The 14,209-nt window shown below is 70.2% G+C and carries 14 protein-coding genes; 7 read left to right on the top strand and 7 right to left on the bottom strand.

Annotated features, from left to right (window positions below; all coding sequences use genetic code 11):
• The first annotated feature begins 110 nt into the window (after positions 1 to 110).
• The 4 genes from AncyloWKF20_RS16190 to AncyloWKF20_RS16175 all read left to right on the top strand — a co-directional run bounded on the left by AncyloWKF20_RS16190 (position 111) and on the right by AncyloWKF20_RS16175 (position 4,834).
• Positions 111 to 1,643, top strand: coding sequence for a YifB family Mg chelatase-like AAA ATPase (locus tag AncyloWKF20_RS16190; protein WP_279315023.1), 1,533 nt, complete (start codon positions 111 to 113; stop codon positions 1,641 to 1,643).
• Between the two features lie 1,175 nt (positions 1,644 to 2,818).
• Positions 2,819 to 3,907 (top strand): GNAT family N-acyltransferase, encoded by a 1,089-nt coding sequence (locus AncyloWKF20_RS16185; RefSeq protein WP_279315022.1) that lies wholly within the window; start codon positions 2,819 to 2,821, stop codon positions 3,905 to 3,907.
• A gap of 172 nt (positions 3,908 to 4,079) precedes the next feature.
• Positions 4,080 to 4,502: an Hsp20 family protein gene (locus tag AncyloWKF20_RS16180; RefSeq protein WP_267584475.1), complete on the top strand. Its 423-nt coding sequence runs from the start codon at positions 4,080 to 4,082 to the stop codon at positions 4,500 to 4,502.
• 47 nt (positions 4,503 to 4,549) lie between these two features.
• Positions 4,550 to 4,834 carry a DUF1150 domain-containing protein gene (locus AncyloWKF20_RS16175; RefSeq protein WP_279315021.1) on the top strand — a complete coding sequence of 95 codons (285 nt, stop codon included), beginning with the start codon at positions 4,550 to 4,552 and terminating at the stop codon, positions 4,832 to 4,834.
• A gap of 112 nt (positions 4,835 to 4,946) precedes the next feature.
• Here the strand turns inward: AncyloWKF20_RS16175 and gshB are convergent, their stop codons facing one another.
• The 3 genes from gshB to rsmI all read right to left on the bottom strand — a co-directional run bounded on the left by gshB (position 4,947) and on the right by rsmI (position 7,262).
• On the bottom strand, positions 4,947 to 5,888 hold the full coding sequence (gene gshB / locus AncyloWKF20_RS16170) for a glutathione synthase (RefSeq protein ID WP_279315020.1): 942 nt from the start codon (positions 5,886 to 5,888) through the stop codon (positions 4,947 to 4,949).
• A gap of 104 nt (positions 5,889 to 5,992) precedes the next feature.
• Positions 5,993 to 6,394 (bottom strand): YraN family protein, encoded by a 402-nt coding sequence (locus AncyloWKF20_RS16165; RefSeq protein WP_279315019.1) that lies wholly within the window; start codon positions 6,392 to 6,394, stop codon positions 5,993 to 5,995.
• Positions 6,360 to 7,262, bottom strand: coding sequence for a 16S rRNA (cytidine(1402)-2'-O)-methyltransferase (rsmI, locus tag AncyloWKF20_RS16160; protein WP_279315018.1), 903 nt, complete (start codon positions 7,260 to 7,262; stop codon positions 6,360 to 6,362). The genes AncyloWKF20_RS16165 and rsmI overlap by 35 nt, the downstream gene beginning before the upstream one ends.
• Before the next feature lie 167 nt (positions 7,263 to 7,429).
• On the opposite strand from rsmI, the gene AncyloWKF20_RS16155 reads away from it, so the two are divergent.
• Complete coding sequence (locus AncyloWKF20_RS16155) at positions 7,430 to 8,680, top strand: penicillin-binding protein activator (protein ID WP_279315017.1); 1,251 nt, start codon at positions 7,430 to 7,432, stop codon at positions 8,678 to 8,680.
• A 23-nt stretch (positions 8,681 to 8,703) separates the two neighbouring features.
• On the opposite strand, the gene hemW is transcribed toward AncyloWKF20_RS16155, so the two are convergent.
• Genes hemW through rph form a run of 3 tightly spaced genes read right to left on the bottom strand, consistent with a single transcriptional unit; the run spans position 8,704 to position 11,238 of the window.
• Positions 8,704 to 9,879: a radical SAM family heme chaperone HemW gene (hemW, locus tag AncyloWKF20_RS16150; protein WP_279315016.1), complete on the bottom strand. Its 1,176-nt coding sequence runs from the start codon at positions 9,877 to 9,879 to the stop codon at positions 8,704 to 8,706.
• Entirely contained in the window at positions 9,872 to 10,522 is a 651-nt protein-coding gene (gene rdgB, locus AncyloWKF20_RS16145; protein ID WP_279315015.1) for an RdgB/HAM1 family non-canonical purine NTP pyrophosphatase, read from the bottom strand. The genes hemW and rdgB overlap by 8 nt, the downstream gene beginning before the upstream one ends.
• Positions 10,523 to 10,524: 2 nt before the next feature.
• Positions 10,525 to 11,238: a ribonuclease PH gene (rph, locus tag AncyloWKF20_RS16140; RefSeq protein ID WP_279315014.1), complete on the bottom strand. Its 714-nt coding sequence runs from the start codon at positions 11,236 to 11,238 to the stop codon at positions 10,525 to 10,527.
• Between the two features lie 148 nt (positions 11,239 to 11,386).
• Here rph and hrcA point away from each other — a divergent pair, with 148 nt between their 5' ends.
• Positions 11,387 to 12,487: a heat-inducible transcriptional repressor HrcA gene (gene hrcA / locus AncyloWKF20_RS16135; protein ID WP_279315013.1), complete on the top strand. Its 1,101-nt coding sequence runs from the start codon at positions 11,387 to 11,389 to the stop codon at positions 12,485 to 12,487.
• Between the two features lie 79 nt (positions 12,488 to 12,566).
• Positions 12,567 to 13,175 carry a nucleotide exchange factor GrpE gene (gene grpE, locus AncyloWKF20_RS16130; protein ID WP_279317999.1) on the top strand — a complete coding sequence of 203 codons (609 nt, stop codon included), beginning with the start codon at positions 12,567 to 12,569 and terminating at the stop codon, positions 13,173 to 13,175.
• A gap of 7 nt (positions 13,176 to 13,182) precedes the next feature.
• On the opposite strand, the gene AncyloWKF20_RS16125 is transcribed toward grpE, so the two are convergent.
• Complete coding sequence (locus tag AncyloWKF20_RS16125) at positions 13,183 to 14,145, bottom strand: hypothetical protein (RefSeq protein WP_279315012.1); 963 nt, start codon at positions 14,143 to 14,145, stop codon at positions 13,183 to 13,185.
• Positions 14,146 to 14,209: the final 64 nt, after the last annotated feature.

Here is a 14,209-nt window from a genome sequence, read left to right as displayed (position 1 = left end):
GCCTCATGGGCGCCATAACGTGTTCCCTAAATGTTCTTGACCGGTAGGGTAAAACCGCTAGATTTCCCTTGGGGCGCCTCAAAACGGCGCAAGGGCGACGGGGGCGCGGCATGGTCCAGCGCGTGGCGACGGTGGCTTTCGAAGGCGTCGAGGCGCGCCCGGTCGATGTTCAAGTTCAGGTGAGCCCCGGCCTGCCGGCCTTTAATCTGGTCGGTCTGGCCGACAAGGCAGTGACCGAAGCCAAGGAGCGGGTGCGCGCCGCGCTCATCGCCTCGGGCCTCGCCCTGCCCGCCCGGCGCATCACGGTGAACCTCGCCCCAGCCGACTTGCCGAAGGAAGGCAGCCATTACGACCTGCCCATCGCGCTCGGCCTCATGGCCGCCATCGGCGCCATCGGCACCGACGCGCTGGACGGCTTTACCGTGGTCGGCGAGCTCGCGCTCGATGGCCGCATCGCCCCGGTCGCCGGCGTGCTGCCCGCCGCCATCGGCGCCAATGCGCGCGGCCACGGCCTCATCTGCCCGGAAGCCTGCGGGGCGGAAGCCGCCTGGGCGAGCCCGGACATGCCGGTGCTGGCGCCGGCCTCGCTCATGCAGCTGGTCAATCATTTCAGCGGCCGCCAGCTGCTCGGCCGGCCCGAGCCCCGGCTTGAGGGCGGCAACGCCGCGCTGCCGGACCTCGCCGAGGTGAAGGGGCAGGAAACCGCCAAGCGGGCGCTCGAGATCGCCGCCGCCGGCCGGCACAATCTCCTGCTCTGCGGCCCGCCGGGCGCCGGCAAGTCGATGCTGGCGCAGCGCCTGCCCTCCATCCTGCCCCCGCTCGGCCCGGCCGAGCTGCTGGAGGTCTCGATGATCGCCTCGGTGGCCGGCGCCCTGCAGGGCGGCGCGCTCACCAATCGCCGCCCGTTCCGCGCCCCGCATCATTCCGCCAGCATGGCCGCCATGGTGGGCGGCGGCATGCGGGCGCGGCCGGGCGAGGTCTCGCTTGCCCATAATGGCGTGCTGTTCCTCGACGAGCTGCCGGAATTCGCCCCCGTCGTGCTGGATTCGCTGCGCCAGCCGCTGGAGACCGGCGAGGCGGTGATCGCCCGCGCCAATCACCGCATCGCCTATCCCGCCCGCTTCCAGCTCATCGCCGCGATGAATCCCTGCCGCTGCGGGCGCGCGGGCGAGCCCGGCCATACCTGCCGGCGCGGGCCGCGCTGCGCCAGCGAGTATCAGGACCGGCTCTCCGGCCCCTTCCTCGACCGCATCGACCTGCATCTCGACGTGCCCGCCGTGGCGGCGATTGATCTGGTGCGGCCGGGCCCTTCCGAGCCGAGCGCGGCGGTCGCCGCCCGCGTGAGCGCGGCGCGGCAGGCCCAGCGCGCCCGCTTCCGCGCGCTCGGCCGCCCGGACCTGTCGACCAATGCCGAGGCGAGCGGGCCGATCCTCGAGGAGATCGCCGCCCCGGACGAGGCGGGCGCGGCTTTGCTGGCGGACGCCGCCCGGCTGATGCGGCTCTCGGCGCGCGGCTATCACCGCGTGCTGCGCGTCGCCCGCACGCTGGCCGACCTCGCCGGCGCCGAGAGCGTCGGGCGCACCCAGATCGCCGAAGCCCTCGCCTACCGCTCCGCCGCCGACCGCGCCGCCGCGGCGGCGTGAGGGGGCGGGGGGCTGGCGAACCGACGGGGTTGTGGCACCCACGCTTCGAGAAAGCGGAGGTCGCGACACACCTTAACGACGTCATGGCCGGGCTTGACCCGGCCATCCACGACTCCCGGCCGCCGCACGCATCGAAAAGACGTGGATCCCCGGGTTAAGCCCGGGGATGACGGGCGCGAATGTGGAGGGACGCGTGAGGGGCAAAGGCGTCATCCCGGACGGCCAACGGCCGAGCCGGGATCGCTCGCAGGTACGGGATCGCGCGCCGAGCCGGGATCGTGTCCCGCCGAAGCCCCCGAACGATCCCGGCTCTCCGCTTCGCTCCGGCCGGGATGACGACCTGCGGACGGGTAGCTCGACGGCCTGCGTCCTGCCGGGCGCGGCAGAGGCACATGGCCGGCCAGCATCGTGCCGGTCGCGGCAGAAGGGCGCGGCCAAACCGTTTCCCGGACAAGCCACGCGGCGCCCACCCTAACGACGTCATGGCCGGGCTTGACCCGGCCATCCACGACTCCCCGCCGCACGCCGCCAAAGACGTGGATCCCCGGGTCAAGCCCGGGGATGACGGCGTGCTGAAGGTCAACGTCATCCCGGACGGCCAACGGCCGAGCCGGGATCGCTCGCAGGTACGGGATCGCGCGCCGAGCCAGAATCGTGCCCCACCTATGCCCCAACGATCCCGGCTCTCCGCTTCGCTGCGGCCGGGATGACTGCCTGCGGAGGGGGTAGCTCGACGGCCTGCGTCGTGCCGGGCGCGGCAGAAGGGCGCGGCCAAACCGTTTCCCGGACAAGCCACGCGGCGCCCAACCCTAACGACGTCATGGCCGGGCTTGACCCGGCCATCCACGACTCCCCGCCGCCGCACGCCGCCAAAGACGTGGATCCCCGGGTCAAGCCCGGGGATGACGGCGTACTGAAACTCAAACGTCATCCCGGACGGCCGAAGGCCGAGCCGGGATCGCGCGCCGCGAAAGCCCCCCGACGATCCCGGCTCTCCGCTTCGCTCCGGCCGGGATGACGCCTGCGGAGGGGGAGGCGGCGGACATCTGGCGGGAATGGCCCGGGGCGGACGGTGCCAGGCCGACCCGCCACGCCCGCCGCCTGTCACATGCGCGTCCTAGAGATGTGATTCTTCTCGGGGGATCGATATAATCGACCGGAGCCGGGGGATTGTGATGACCGAGATGCTGGCCGACGCGACTGTCGAAACGGCGCCTGCCACCGCCGCCTCGGTCCTGCGGGCGCTGCTGAAGCCCGCTTTCCTCCGCCCCTCCGTGCTCGCCCCGGCGCTGCTGCGGCCGCTGCGCCCCGCTCGTGCCGCTTCAACCTCCACCCCGTCGACCCCCGCCCCGCTGCGCCTCGTGCCGGCGGCGCTCGACCCCTCCCGCTTCATGCCGGCGCTGCGTTCCTATTCGGGCCTGCGCCACCGCGAGAGCCGCTCGCCCGGCGGGCCGGTGGTGCTCGGGCGCATCGGCGCGCTGGAAGTGCGCCTCGCGGTGACGGCGGCCGATGTGCGCCGCGCCCAGCGCCTGCGCTACGAGGTGTTCTATGAGGAGATGTCGGCGATCCCCGCCGCCGCCGCCCGCCTCGCCCGGCGCGATGTCGACGCGTTCGACGCCATTTGCGACCACCTTCTGGTGCTCGACCATGACAATTGCCGCATGGTGCGCGGCCGCGCCGTGCCGCGCGTGGTCGGCACCTACCGGCTGCTGCGGCAGGAGATCGCCCAGCGCCATGGCGGCTTCTACACGGCGGGCGAGTTCGACATCGCCCCGCTGCTCGCCCGCCATCCCGGCCGGCGCTTCCTGGAGCTCGGCCGCTCCTGCGTGCTGCGCCCCTACCGCACCAAGCGCACAGTGGAGCTGCTCTGGCACGGCATCTGGGCCTATGTCCGCCAGCACGGCATTGATGTGATGTTCGGCTGCGCCAGCCTGGAAGGCACTAATCCGGCGGCGCTCGCCCGCCCGCTCGCCTTCCTGCATCATTTCGCCCCGGTCGATCCGGAATGGTCGGCCGACGCCCTGCCCCGCCACGCCGCGCGCATGGACCTCGTGCCGGTCGAGGGGCTCGACGCCAAGGCGGCGCTGAACGAACTGCCGCCGCTCATCAAGGGCTATCTGCGGCTCGGCGCGCAGATCGGCCGCGGCGCCGTGGTCGATCACCAGTTCGGCACGACGGATGTGCTGATCGTGCTGCCGGTCGAGCGCATCAGCCCGCGCTATCTCGATCATTTCGGCGTCAATGGCGAGCGCCACGCCGCCTGAACGGCGGACGGATCGGCGATCCCGCCGGCGATGCATCGCGCGCGGCCTTTTCGCGCAGGCCCGGCGCCAATGATCTTGCGCGCCACGCCGCCCTCTCCCATATCTGAGCGCAACGGGACGCCGTCACCGGGTCCCATCACGCAAAGTCGCTTCAGACAAGGACTTTGGGAGCATGTCGCGTATTCCCTCGCTGTCGAGCCCCTTCCTGCTCGGCTTTGATGAGGTCGAGCGGGCGCTCGACCGCGTCATGAAAGGCTCGGACGGCTATCCGCCCTATAATGTGGAGCGGGTCTGCCTCACCGGGGAGCCGGACCGCCTGCGCATCACGCTGGCCGTCGCCGGTTTCACCCGCGAGCAGCTCGACGTCACCGTCGAGGAGAAGGAACTCGTGATCCGCGGCCGCCAGGTCGACGAGACCGAGCGTGTCTATCTTCATCGCGGCATCGCCGCCCGCCAGTTCCAGCGCACCTTCGTGCTGGCCGATGGCATGCGGGTTCTCGGCGCCGAGCTGAAGAACGGTCTCCTGTCGGTCGATCTCGTCCGACCGGAACCGGAACGCGTCGTCCGACGTATCACCATAGCGACCGACGAGTGAGGGTGCCCGAAATCCGGTCTCGACAGCTACGAAAGGAGTCGCGGACCATGACCAATGACTTCCAGATTGATGCGGCCTCGGTTGGCGAGGCCATGGCCGGGGCGCTGTCCCCCGAAGCCTTCGCCAATCTCGGCGACGGGCATATCGCCTATGTGAAACCCATCCGTTCGGAACAGGCGGCGGAGATGTTTCCGCAGGCGCGCCTCGCGCCGGGGCTGCAGCTCTACACGCTGAATGCCGCCGACGGCACGCCGATCATGCTGACCGACAGCCGCGAGGCGGCGATCGCCTCCGCGCAGCAGAACGAGCTGGTAACGCTGAGCCTGCACTGATCGGTCAGTTGAGCTGGACGGATCGGCCTCATCGGCCTGATCGTCCACCCGACTGCACTGACAATCCACGGCCGGCCGAGGGGAAAAACCCCGCGGCCGGCCGTTTTGTTTGTCAGCCGCGCCGGGCCTCGATCGCGTCCCACACCTTGGCCGCGAGGTTGCCGCCACCCAGCCGCTCAATGGCGCGCAGCCCGGTCGGGGCGGTCACGTTGATCTCGGTGAGATAGCCGCCGATCACGTCTATCCCCGTGAGCAGCAAGCCTTTTTCCCGCAGCGAGGGGCCGAGCCGCTCGCAGATCTCGCGCTCGCGGGGGGTAAGGTCCGTCTCCTTCGCCGCGCCGCCGCGCACCATATTGGAGCGCAGGTCGCCCGCGCTCGGCACCCGGTTCACCGCCCCGGCGAACACGCCGTCGATCAGGATGATGCGCTTGTCGCCGGCGCTAACCGCCGGAAGAAACTGCTGAATCACCCAGGGCTCGCGGAAGACCTGCGCGAACATGTCGTAGAGCGAGCCGAAATTCAGGTCGTCGCGGGTGAGGCGGAACACCGAGGAACCGCCATGGCCATAGAGCGGCTTGGCGACGATATCGCCGAACTCCTCGCGGAAAGCCTTGATTTCATTGAGATCGCGCGTGATCAGCGTCGGCGGCATCAGGTCCGGGAATTCGGTGACGAAGATCTTTTCCGGCGCGTTGCGCACATGGGCGGGGTCGTTCACCACCAGCGTGCGCGGATGCACCCGCTCCAGCATATGGGTGGCGGTGATGTAGTTGAGGTCGAAGGGCGGATCCTGCCGCATCAGGATCACGTCGAAGCTGTCGAGCGGCACCCGCTCAGCCTCGCCAAGGGTGAAATGGTCGCCCTTCACATCGCGCACCTCCACCGGGTTCACCGTCGCGAAGGGCACGCCGTCGCGCATGGCGAGGCGGTCGGTGGTGTAATAGGCGAGGCGATGGCCGCGCGCCTGCGCTTCCAGCATCAGCGCGAAGCCGGAATCGCCGGCGATGTTGAGGCGGTCGATCGGGTCCGTCTGGATGGCGACGTTCAAGCTCATGGAAAATCCGCTTCAGGATCAAGGGCGCGTGGCGCCGGGTCGGCTCCTGATGTAGCCCCTCGCGGGACGATGCGCCACGGCATTGCAGGCACGGGAGGGCCGGGTCACTCCGCCTCGAAGGCGCCGGCGATATGTTCCGGCGGCCGGCCGGGCGCCACCAGCACGACGTCCAGCCGCATGTCGAAGCCGGCGAATTCGGGATGGTCGGCGAGGAAAATCTCCGCCGCACCGGCGATACGCCGGCGCTGGCGCGCGAGCAGCGACTCCGCCGCGCCCGCCAGCGTGCGGCGGGCTTTCACCTCGACGAAGACGAGGAGATCGTGGCGGCGGACGATCAGGTCGATCTCCCCGCGCGCCGTTTTCACCCGCCGCGCAACAACGGAAAAACCTTGAGCTTCCAATAGGCTGGCCGCCGCTGCCTCGGCGGCCATGCCGCGCGCGAAAGCCGCCTGTCGGGCCGGTGAGGCCACCCTAGTCGTCCTGCTGGAGAGCGAGCGCGCGGGCATAGACGGCGCGGCGCGGCAGGCCGGTCGCGACCGCGACGGACGCCGCCGCGTCCTTCACCGAGAGCGTCGCCAGCGCCCGGCGCAGCGCGGCATCGATATCGGCCTCTGAGGCTTCCTCCGCCAGCGGCGGGCCGATGACCAGCACGATCTCGCCCTTCGGCGCCCCGACCTCGGCGTAATGGCCGGCGAGCGTGTCGAGCGGGGCGCGGCGCACCTCCTCGAAGGTCTTGGTGAGCTCCCGGCAGACGGCCCCGGGGCGGGGGCCAAGCCCGGCGGCGAGATCAGCGAGGCTCTCCGGCAGGCGCGGGCCGCTCTCATAGATCACCAGCGTCGCCGGCAGCGTCTTGAGCTCGGCGATGCGGGTCTGCCGCGCCCCGCTCTTGGGCGGCAGGAAGCCCTCGAAGAAGAAGCGGTCGGTCGGCAGCCCCGCCGCCACCAGCGCGGCCAGGCTCGCCGAGGCGCCCGGCAGCGGCACAACGCGATGATTGCCGGCAATGGCGGCCGCGACCAGCTTGTAGCCGGGATCGGAGACCAGCGGCGTGCCGGCATCCGACACCAGCGCCACCATGCCGCCCGCCTCAAGCCGGGCGAGAATGCGCGGGCGCATCTGCTCGGCATTGTGATCGTGATAGGCGACCAAGGGCGTTTCGATGCCGTAACGATCCAGCAGGCGCCGCGTCACCCGCGTGTCCTCGCAGGCGATGAGGTCGGCGGCGGCGAGCGTCTCCAGCCCCCGCAGGGTGATGTCGCCGAGATTGCCGATCGGCGTCGCCACGATATGCAGGCCGGGCTGCGGGCGCGGCGCGGGAAGGCTCTGGCCGGCAAGGCGGAAGACGCGGGAACGTTCGACGGGAGCGGGAGTATCCATGCGGGGAGTGTAGAGCCGGCCTTCCCGGCGGAAAAGCAAGGGCGTGGCGGTTTTTCGCCGGTGCGGAGGGTGGATATGTCGCCATTTGATTCCCGCGCCGGCCCGCATGAGGTGACAGGCAAGCGCCCCTCGCCTTACAACAGCGCACGGGCCGCATCAGGCGGGCCATGAGCAGGGCCGGGCACAGCACAGGCATGCAGGACGAGAGCACAGGGCGCCGCGGCGGCCTTTTCACCCGGGGCACCAGCCGGCGCGCCGTCCTTCTCGGCGCGGCCAGCGCCGTCCTCGCCGGTTGCGGCTCGATGCGCGATACGGCGCCGCCGCAGGCAAGCCTGGCTCCGGTGGAGCCGGCCGCGCCGCCGCTTCCGGCCAATGTGCTGGGCACTGGCACCACCAAGATCGGCCTCATCCTGCCACTCGGCGCCAGCGGCAATGCGGCCGTGGCCGCGCAGTCGCTGCGCAACGCGGCGGAAATGGCCATCGCCGAATTCACCGGCGCCAATATCCAGCTCATCGTCAAGGATGATGGCGGCACCGGCCCGGGCGCACAGGCCGCAGCGCAGCAGGCGATCGACGAGGGCGCCCGTGCCATCATCGGTCCGGTCTTCGCCCACACCGTCGCCGCCGCCGGGCAGGTGGCGCGCCAGCGCGGCGTGCCGCTGGTCGGCTTCTCCACCGACACCAATGTGGCGACGCAGGGCGTCTATCTGCTGAGCTTCCTGCCGCAGACCGATGTCGACCGCGCCGTGCGCTACGCCGCCTCCACCGGCCGGCGCAGCTTCGCCGGCCTCGTGCCGGACAACGCCTATGGCTCGGTGGTCGAGGCCGCCTTCCGCGAGACCGTTCCGGTGGTCGGCGGGCGGGTGATCGGGCTGGAGCGTTACGCCACCGGCGGCAATGGCTATGCGGAAGCCGCCCGGCGGCTCGCCGGCTCGGCGGCGCAGGCCGACGCGCTGTTCCTTCCCGATGCGGCGGACGCCGTGCCGCAGATAATCCAGGCGCTCGACGCGGCCGGGGTGAACCTCTCCGGCAAGCAGCTCATCGGCACCGGCCTGTGGGACGACCGCAAGCTCTTCGCCGCGCCCTCGCTCGCGGGCGGCATCTTCGCCGCGCCGGACCCGGCCGGCTTCCGCGCCTTTTCCCAGCGCTATCAGGCGCGCTATGGCCGCGAGCCGGTGCGCACGGCGACGCTGGCGCATGACGCGGTCTCGCTCATGGCGGCGCTGGTCGCGTCGCAGGGCGAGGCGGGCATCACCGATACGGCGATCCAGAACCCCTCGGGCTTCACCGGCGTGGACGGCATCTTCCGCTTCCGCGCCGACGGCACCAACCAGCGCGGCCTCGCGGTGATGCAGATCGGCGGCGGTACCACCCAGATCGTCAGCCCGGCCCCACGCAGCTTCGCGCAGGCGAGCTGAGACGTCACCGGGCTAAGTCGGCCTCACGCCGCGAGATCGGCGACGATGGCGTCGAGCACGGGAAAGCCGAGCGGCGTCACGCGCAGCCGGTCGCCCGGCATTTCCTCGACCATGCCCTCCTCGACCAGCGCCGCGATGCGGGCGGGATCGAGGTCGCGCCCGGCGAGGCGCGCATAGCGCTGGCGGTCGATGCCTTCCTTGAGCCGAAGCCCCATCAGCAGCAATTCATCCGCCTGCTCGGGCAAGGACAATGCCTCTTCGCTGACGATGGCATGGCCCTGTGCCTCGACACGCGCCGCCCAGTCCTCGGGGCCGCGCAGGGTGGAGGTGGCGAGCCGACCCTCCGGCGTGTCGAGCCGGCCATGAGCGCCGGGGCCGACACCGGCATATTCGCCATAGCGCCAATAGAGCAGATTGTGCCGGCTCTCCGCGCCCGGGCGGGCGTGGTTGGAAATCTCATAGGCCGGCAGCCCCGCGGCCGTGGTGGTCTCCTGCGTCGCGTCCCACAAGGCGCGGGCGAGATCGCCATCGGGAATGGTCAGCTTGCCGGCGGCATGAAGGGCGGCGAAGGGCGTGCCCTCCTCGATGGTGAGCTGATAGAGCGAGAGATGCTCGCAGCCCTCATTGATGGCGCGGCGGAGTTCCGCGCTCCACGCCTCCGGCGTCTGGTTCGGGCGGGCATAGATGAGATCGAACGAGACACGCTCGAAGGCGGCGCGGGCCACCGCCACCGCCTTGAGCGCCTCATCCGCCGTGTGCATCCGGCCGAGCGCCTTGAGTGAGGTATCGTCCAGCGCCTGCACCCCCAGCGAGACGCGGTTGACGCCCGCCGCGCGGTAGCCTCGGAAACGCCCGGCCTCGACGCTGGTCGGGTTCGCCTCAAGCGTCACCTCGGCCCGCGCATCGAGCGGCCAGGCAGCATCGATGGCGGCAAGGATCGCCTCGACGGTCGACGGCTCCATCAGCGAGGGCGTGCCACCGCCGAAGAACACGCTCTGCGTGCGGCGCTGGCCGGTCGCCGCGCGCATATGGGCGATCTCCGCGCGAAAGGCGGCGACGAAGCGCGCCTGATCGGGCGGGGCATGGCGCACATGCGAATTGAAGTCGCAATACGGGCATTTGGCCTTGCAGAACGGCCAATGCACATAGACGCCGAAGCCGGGATCGACCGGCGGCGGCGATTGCCCGGTCTCAGTCAAACGTCGCCCCGAGGCAGGCCTTGGCGAGCGAGATGAAGGCACGGGCGCGGTGCGACAGGCCCCGGCCGAGCGGCGGCAGGCCATGCTTCTCGGCGCCGCTCATCTCGCCGAAGGTGCGGTCATGGCCGTCCGGCTGGAACATCGGGTCATAGCCGAAGCCGGCGGGCCCGCGCGGCGGCCAGACCAGCGTGCCCTCGACCACGCCCTCGAAATCCTCGACATGCCCGTCGGGCCAGGCGAGGCAAAGGGCCGAGATGAAATAGGCGCGCCGCATATCCGGCAGGTTGGCGCCGGCGTCCCGCAGCTCGTCCTCGACCCGGCTCATCGCCGCGTAGAAGTCCTTTTCCGGCCCCGCCCAGCGGGCGGTGTAAAGGCCGGGCGCGCCGCCGAGGGCATCGACACACAGGCCGGAATCATCGGCGAAGGCGGGCAGCCCGGTCGCCTTGGTGGCGGAGATCGCCTTGATCCGCGCGTTCTCCGCGAAGGTGAGGCCCGTCTCATCCGGCTCCGGCAGGTTGAGATCGCCGGCCGAGACGCACTCGATGCCATAGGGCGCGAGCAGGCCGCGCATCTCTTCCAGCTTGCCGGAATTATGCGTGGCGATGACGACGCGGCCGGTGAGGCGACGGGGACGGGGTTCCATGGTCAGGCGACCGCCAGCTTCTGCAGGTCCACGAGCTTGCCGATGCCCTTGCGGGCGAGGCCGAGCATGGCGTTGAACTCGTCTTCCGTGAAGGGGGTCTTCTCGGCCGTGCCCTGCACCTCGACGAAGCCGCCGGTGCCGGTCATCACGAAATTCACGTCCGTATCGGCCTGCGAATCCTCGGCATAGTCGAGATCGAGGCGCGGATCGCCATCGACGATGCCGCAGGACACCGCCGCCACATGATCGCGCAGCGGAATGGTCGGGATCATGCTGCGCGACTTCATCCAGCTCAGGCAATCATGCAGCGCGATCCACGCGCCGGTGATGGAGGCGGTGCGGGTGCCGCCATCGGCCTGGATCACGTCGCAATCGACGGTGATCTGGCGCTCGCCGAGCTTTTCGAGGTCCACCACGGCGCGCAGCGAGCGGCCAATCAGGCGCTGGATCTCCTGCGTGCGGCCAGACTGCTTTCCGGTCGCGGCTTCGCGGCGGGTGCGGTCATGGGTGGCGCGCGGCAGCATTCCGTATTCGGCCGTCACCCAGCCACGACCCTGCCCCTTCAGCCAGGGCGGCAGGCGCTCTTCCAGCGTCGCGGCGACCAGCACATGGGTCTCGCCGAACTTCACGAGGCAGGAGCCTTCCGCGTGACGCAGCACGCCGCGCTCGAAGCTGACGGCACGCATCTCGTCGGACGAGCGGCGGGAAGGGCGCATGGGAAACTCTCCTTGGCGTTGTGGCGCCCTTTTACGGGGGCGGAACAGGCCGCGCAATGACCGCCCCTCCAACCATCTAGGCCCGGCGCCTTGAATGCCGGCCCCGATTGCCGAAATATGGTGTCCGCATCTCTCAACAGGCAGCGTGATGGCCCTCGATTCCCTGCTCTCCGCTTCCGCCCCGCAGCTCGCCCGTCTCGACGAGCGCTCGCGGGAGATCTTCCGCCAGATCGTCGAGACCTATCTCGCCACCGGCGAGCCGGCGGGCTCGCGCAACATTTCGCGCCTCATTCCGATGACGCTGTCGCCGGCCTCGGTGCGCAATGTCATGGCGGATCTGGAAGCGGCCGGGCTCATCTACGCCCCCCACACCAGCGCCGGGCGCCTGCCGACCGAGCTGGGGCTGCGCTTCTTCGTCGATGCACTGCTCGAGATCGGCGACGTCTCCGAGGAGGAGCGCAACTCGATCGAGACACAGGTGCGCGCGGCGGCGCAGGGACAGACGGTGGACGGGGTGCTGGCGGAAGCCTCGAACCTGCTCTCCGGCCTCACCCGCGGCGCCGGCGTGGTGACCAGCACCAAGAGCGACGGGCGGCTGAAGCATATCGAGTTCGTGCCACTCGATCCGGCGCGGGCGCTGCTGATCCTGGTGTCGGAAGACGGCGAGGTCGAGAACCGCCTGGTGCCCCTGCCCGCCGGCCTGCCTTCCTCGGCGCTGGTCGAGGCGACGAACTTCCTCAACGCCCGCACCCGCGGGCGCACCCTCGCCGAGCTGCGCAGCGAAGTGGAGCGCACCCTCGCCGCCCGGCGCGCCGAGCTCGACGAGCTCACCGCGCGCCTGGTGGAAACGGGGCTCGCGAGCTGGTCCGGCGGCGACCGGGCCGACCGGCAGCTCATCGTGCGCGGCCAGACCCGTCTGCTGCACGATCTCAGGGCGATCGAGGATCTGGAACGCATCCGGCTGCTGTTCGACGACCTCGAATCCAAGCAGGAGGTGGTTGATCTGCTCGGCCGGGCTGAGGAGGCGCAGGGCCTACGCATCTTCATCGGCTCGGAGAATAAGCTGTTCTCGCTCTCCGGCTCCTCCACCATCGTCGCCCCCTATCGCGACGGGCAGGGCCGTGTGCTCGGCGTGCTCGGCGTCATCGGCCCGACGCGGCTCAACTATGCCCGGATCGTCCCGATGGTGGACTTTACCGCGCGGGTGGTGGGTCGCGTGCTCAGCCGTTCGGGGTTTGACGCGGCTTGATTTTTGCGGCCCGGAACCCGATATGGCGGGCGACGATGGCGCCTGTCTGCGCCCGCCCGACATTTCCGACGAGGTACCGATGAGCGAAGACACCCGCAATCCGGCGGAACAGCCCGAGACCCTGGCGAGCGTTCCTCCCGAGGCGAGCGACGCGCCGGGTGCGCCGGAAGATATCGCCGCCCAGCTCGCAGCCGAAAATGAGCGCCTTGAAGGCGAGGTCGCGAGCCTGAAGGACAAGTTCCTGCGCGCCTTCGCCGAGGCCGACAATGTGCGCCGCCGCGCCGAGCGCGAGGTCGCCGACGCCAAGGTCTATGGCATCACCGGCTTTGCCCGCGACCTGCTGAACGTGGCGGATGATTTCGAGCGCGCGCTCGGCGCCATCGATCCGCAGGCCCGCGAGCAGGCGGACGGCACGCTGAAGACCCTGCTCGACGGCATCGAGCTGACCTCCCGCGCCCTCAACCATGCCCTCACAAAGCATGGCGTCGCCCGCATCGAGGCGGAGGGTACGAAGTTCGACCCGAATCTGCATCAGGCCATGTTCGAAGTGCCGAACCCGGACGTGCCCTCGGGCACAGTCGTGCAGGTGGTGCAGCCCGGCTACACGATCGGCGGGCGCGTGCTGCGCCCGGCCATGGTCGGCGTGGCCAAGGGCGGCCCGAAGGCCGCCCCCGCCAGCGAAGGCTGATAGCCGATCAGCGCAGTTCGATGCCGTCGCGCAGGGCGCGCATGGCATCGAACTCGCTGCCGAACATGGCCTCCGGGGCCACGCCCACCATGCGCAGATAGCCGGTGCGGCCGAACCGCAGCCATTGCGCCACCTTCACCGGCTTGCCCGACTGCTGGTCGAGCGCCTTGCCCACGAGCTCAAAACCGGGCTGGCCGCCAATACGCAGCGGCCCACCGCGCTCCACCCGCAATTCCTTCACGCCCGGCACTGACGAGATCGCCCGCTTGGCGAGGCTCTCGCGGTCGTCCTCGCGGATCTCGCCGCGCACAGCGGAAATGATGAAGAAGGGCTGGCCGGCAACGTCCACGGCCTTGCTGTCGGCGCCCTCGCCGCCCTTGACCTTTGCGAGCAGCACGGCGGTGCCACCGAGCACCTTGAGCACGCGATAGCCCTCAAGATCGCCGATGGTGAAAGGCAAGCGGGCCAGAAGCTCCTCCTGGCTCGGGGGAACGCGCAGGGTCACAGTCTTCAGCGCCGCCTCGATCACCGCGTCGGGATATTTGGCGGAGGCCGTTTCGGGGAACTGCACCGTCACCATGGCGGTGAGATCCTTGCCCCCAACGAGCAGGATCCACTTCTTCAGCGCCACCGGCCCGACGCTCTGGAAACCGACGAGCAGCAGACCCTTCTCGCCGCCGGGCAACGCTACGTCCTTGCGCTGCTCAATGGTCACCCCCTTGCTCTGCAAGGCCTCGGGCTCGAAGGTCCGTATGATGTCGGCATAGGCGGCCGGAGGCATTTCGAGCATCAGGATCGCCGCCTTGGCCTCGCGGTCCTCAAGGCCGGCCACACCGGGAATCTCGCTCATGCCGGGAGGTGGGGCGATGCCGATCAGACCCTGATTGGGAAACACGACCTGAGCCATGGCCGCGACGGGGGCGAAAAGAAGCAACAGGCTTCCGGCAAGGGCGCAGAGCAGACGGCGCATTCGGTATCCTTCGGCTGATGGCGGCTCGGACCGCCCGATCGCGGCCCCAGAAAGGACGGGGCCG

It is taken from the genome of Ancylobacter sp. WKF20 (assembly GCF_029760895.1).
Classification (GTDB): Bacteria; Pseudomonadota; Alphaproteobacteria; order Rhizobiales; family Xanthobacteraceae; genus Ancylobacter.
Note: the sequence above shows the minus strand (reverse complement) of the source record. Positions and strands in the feature narration are given on the sequence as shown.

Coding starts and splice junctions, on each gene's coding strand:
- AncyloWKF20_RS16190 (WP_279315023.1), top strand. CDS start 111: ATGGTCCAGCGCGTGGCGACGGTGGCTTTCGAAGGCGTCGAGGCGCGC.
- AncyloWKF20_RS16185 (WP_279315022.1), top strand. CDS start 2,819: ATGACCGAGATGCTGGCCGACGCGACTGTCGAAACGGCGCCTGCCACC.
- AncyloWKF20_RS16180 (WP_267584475.1), top strand. CDS start 4,080: ATGTCGCGTATTCCCTCGCTGTCGAGCCCCTTCCTGCTCGGCTTTGAT.
- AncyloWKF20_RS16175 (WP_279315021.1), top strand. CDS start 4,550: ATGACCAATGACTTCCAGATTGATGCGGCCTCGGTTGGCGAGGCCATG.
- gshB (WP_279315020.1), bottom strand. CDS start 5,888: ATGAGCTTGAACGTCGCCATCCAGACGGACCCGATCGACCGCCTCAAC.
- AncyloWKF20_RS16165 (WP_279315019.1), bottom strand. CDS start 6,394: ATGCCCGCGCGCTCGCTCTCCAGCAGGACGACTAGGGTGGCCTCACCG.
- rsmI (WP_279315018.1), bottom strand. CDS start 7,262: ATGGATACTCCCGCTCCCGTCGAACGTTCCCGCGTCTTCCGCCTTGCC.
- AncyloWKF20_RS16155 (WP_279315017.1), top strand. CDS start 7,430: ATGAGCAGGGCCGGGCACAGCACAGGCATGCAGGACGAGAGCACAGGG.
- rdgB (WP_279315015.1), bottom strand. CDS start 10,522: ATGGAACCCCGTCCCCGTCGCCTCACCGGCCGCGTCGTCATCGCCACG.
- rph (WP_279315014.1), bottom strand. CDS start 11,238: ATGCGCCCTTCCCGCCGCTCGTCCGACGAGATGCGTGCCGTCAGCTTC.
- hrcA (WP_279315013.1), top strand. CDS start 11,387: ATGGCCCTCGATTCCCTGCTCTCCGCTTCCGCCCCGCAGCTCGCCCGT.
- grpE (WP_279317999.1), top strand. CDS start 12,567: ATGAGCGAAGACACCCGCAATCCGGCGGAACAGCCCGAGACCCTGGCG.
- AncyloWKF20_RS16125 (WP_279315012.1), bottom strand. CDS start 14,145: ATGCGCCGTCTGCTCTGCGCCCTTGCCGGAAGCCTGTTGCTTCTTTTC.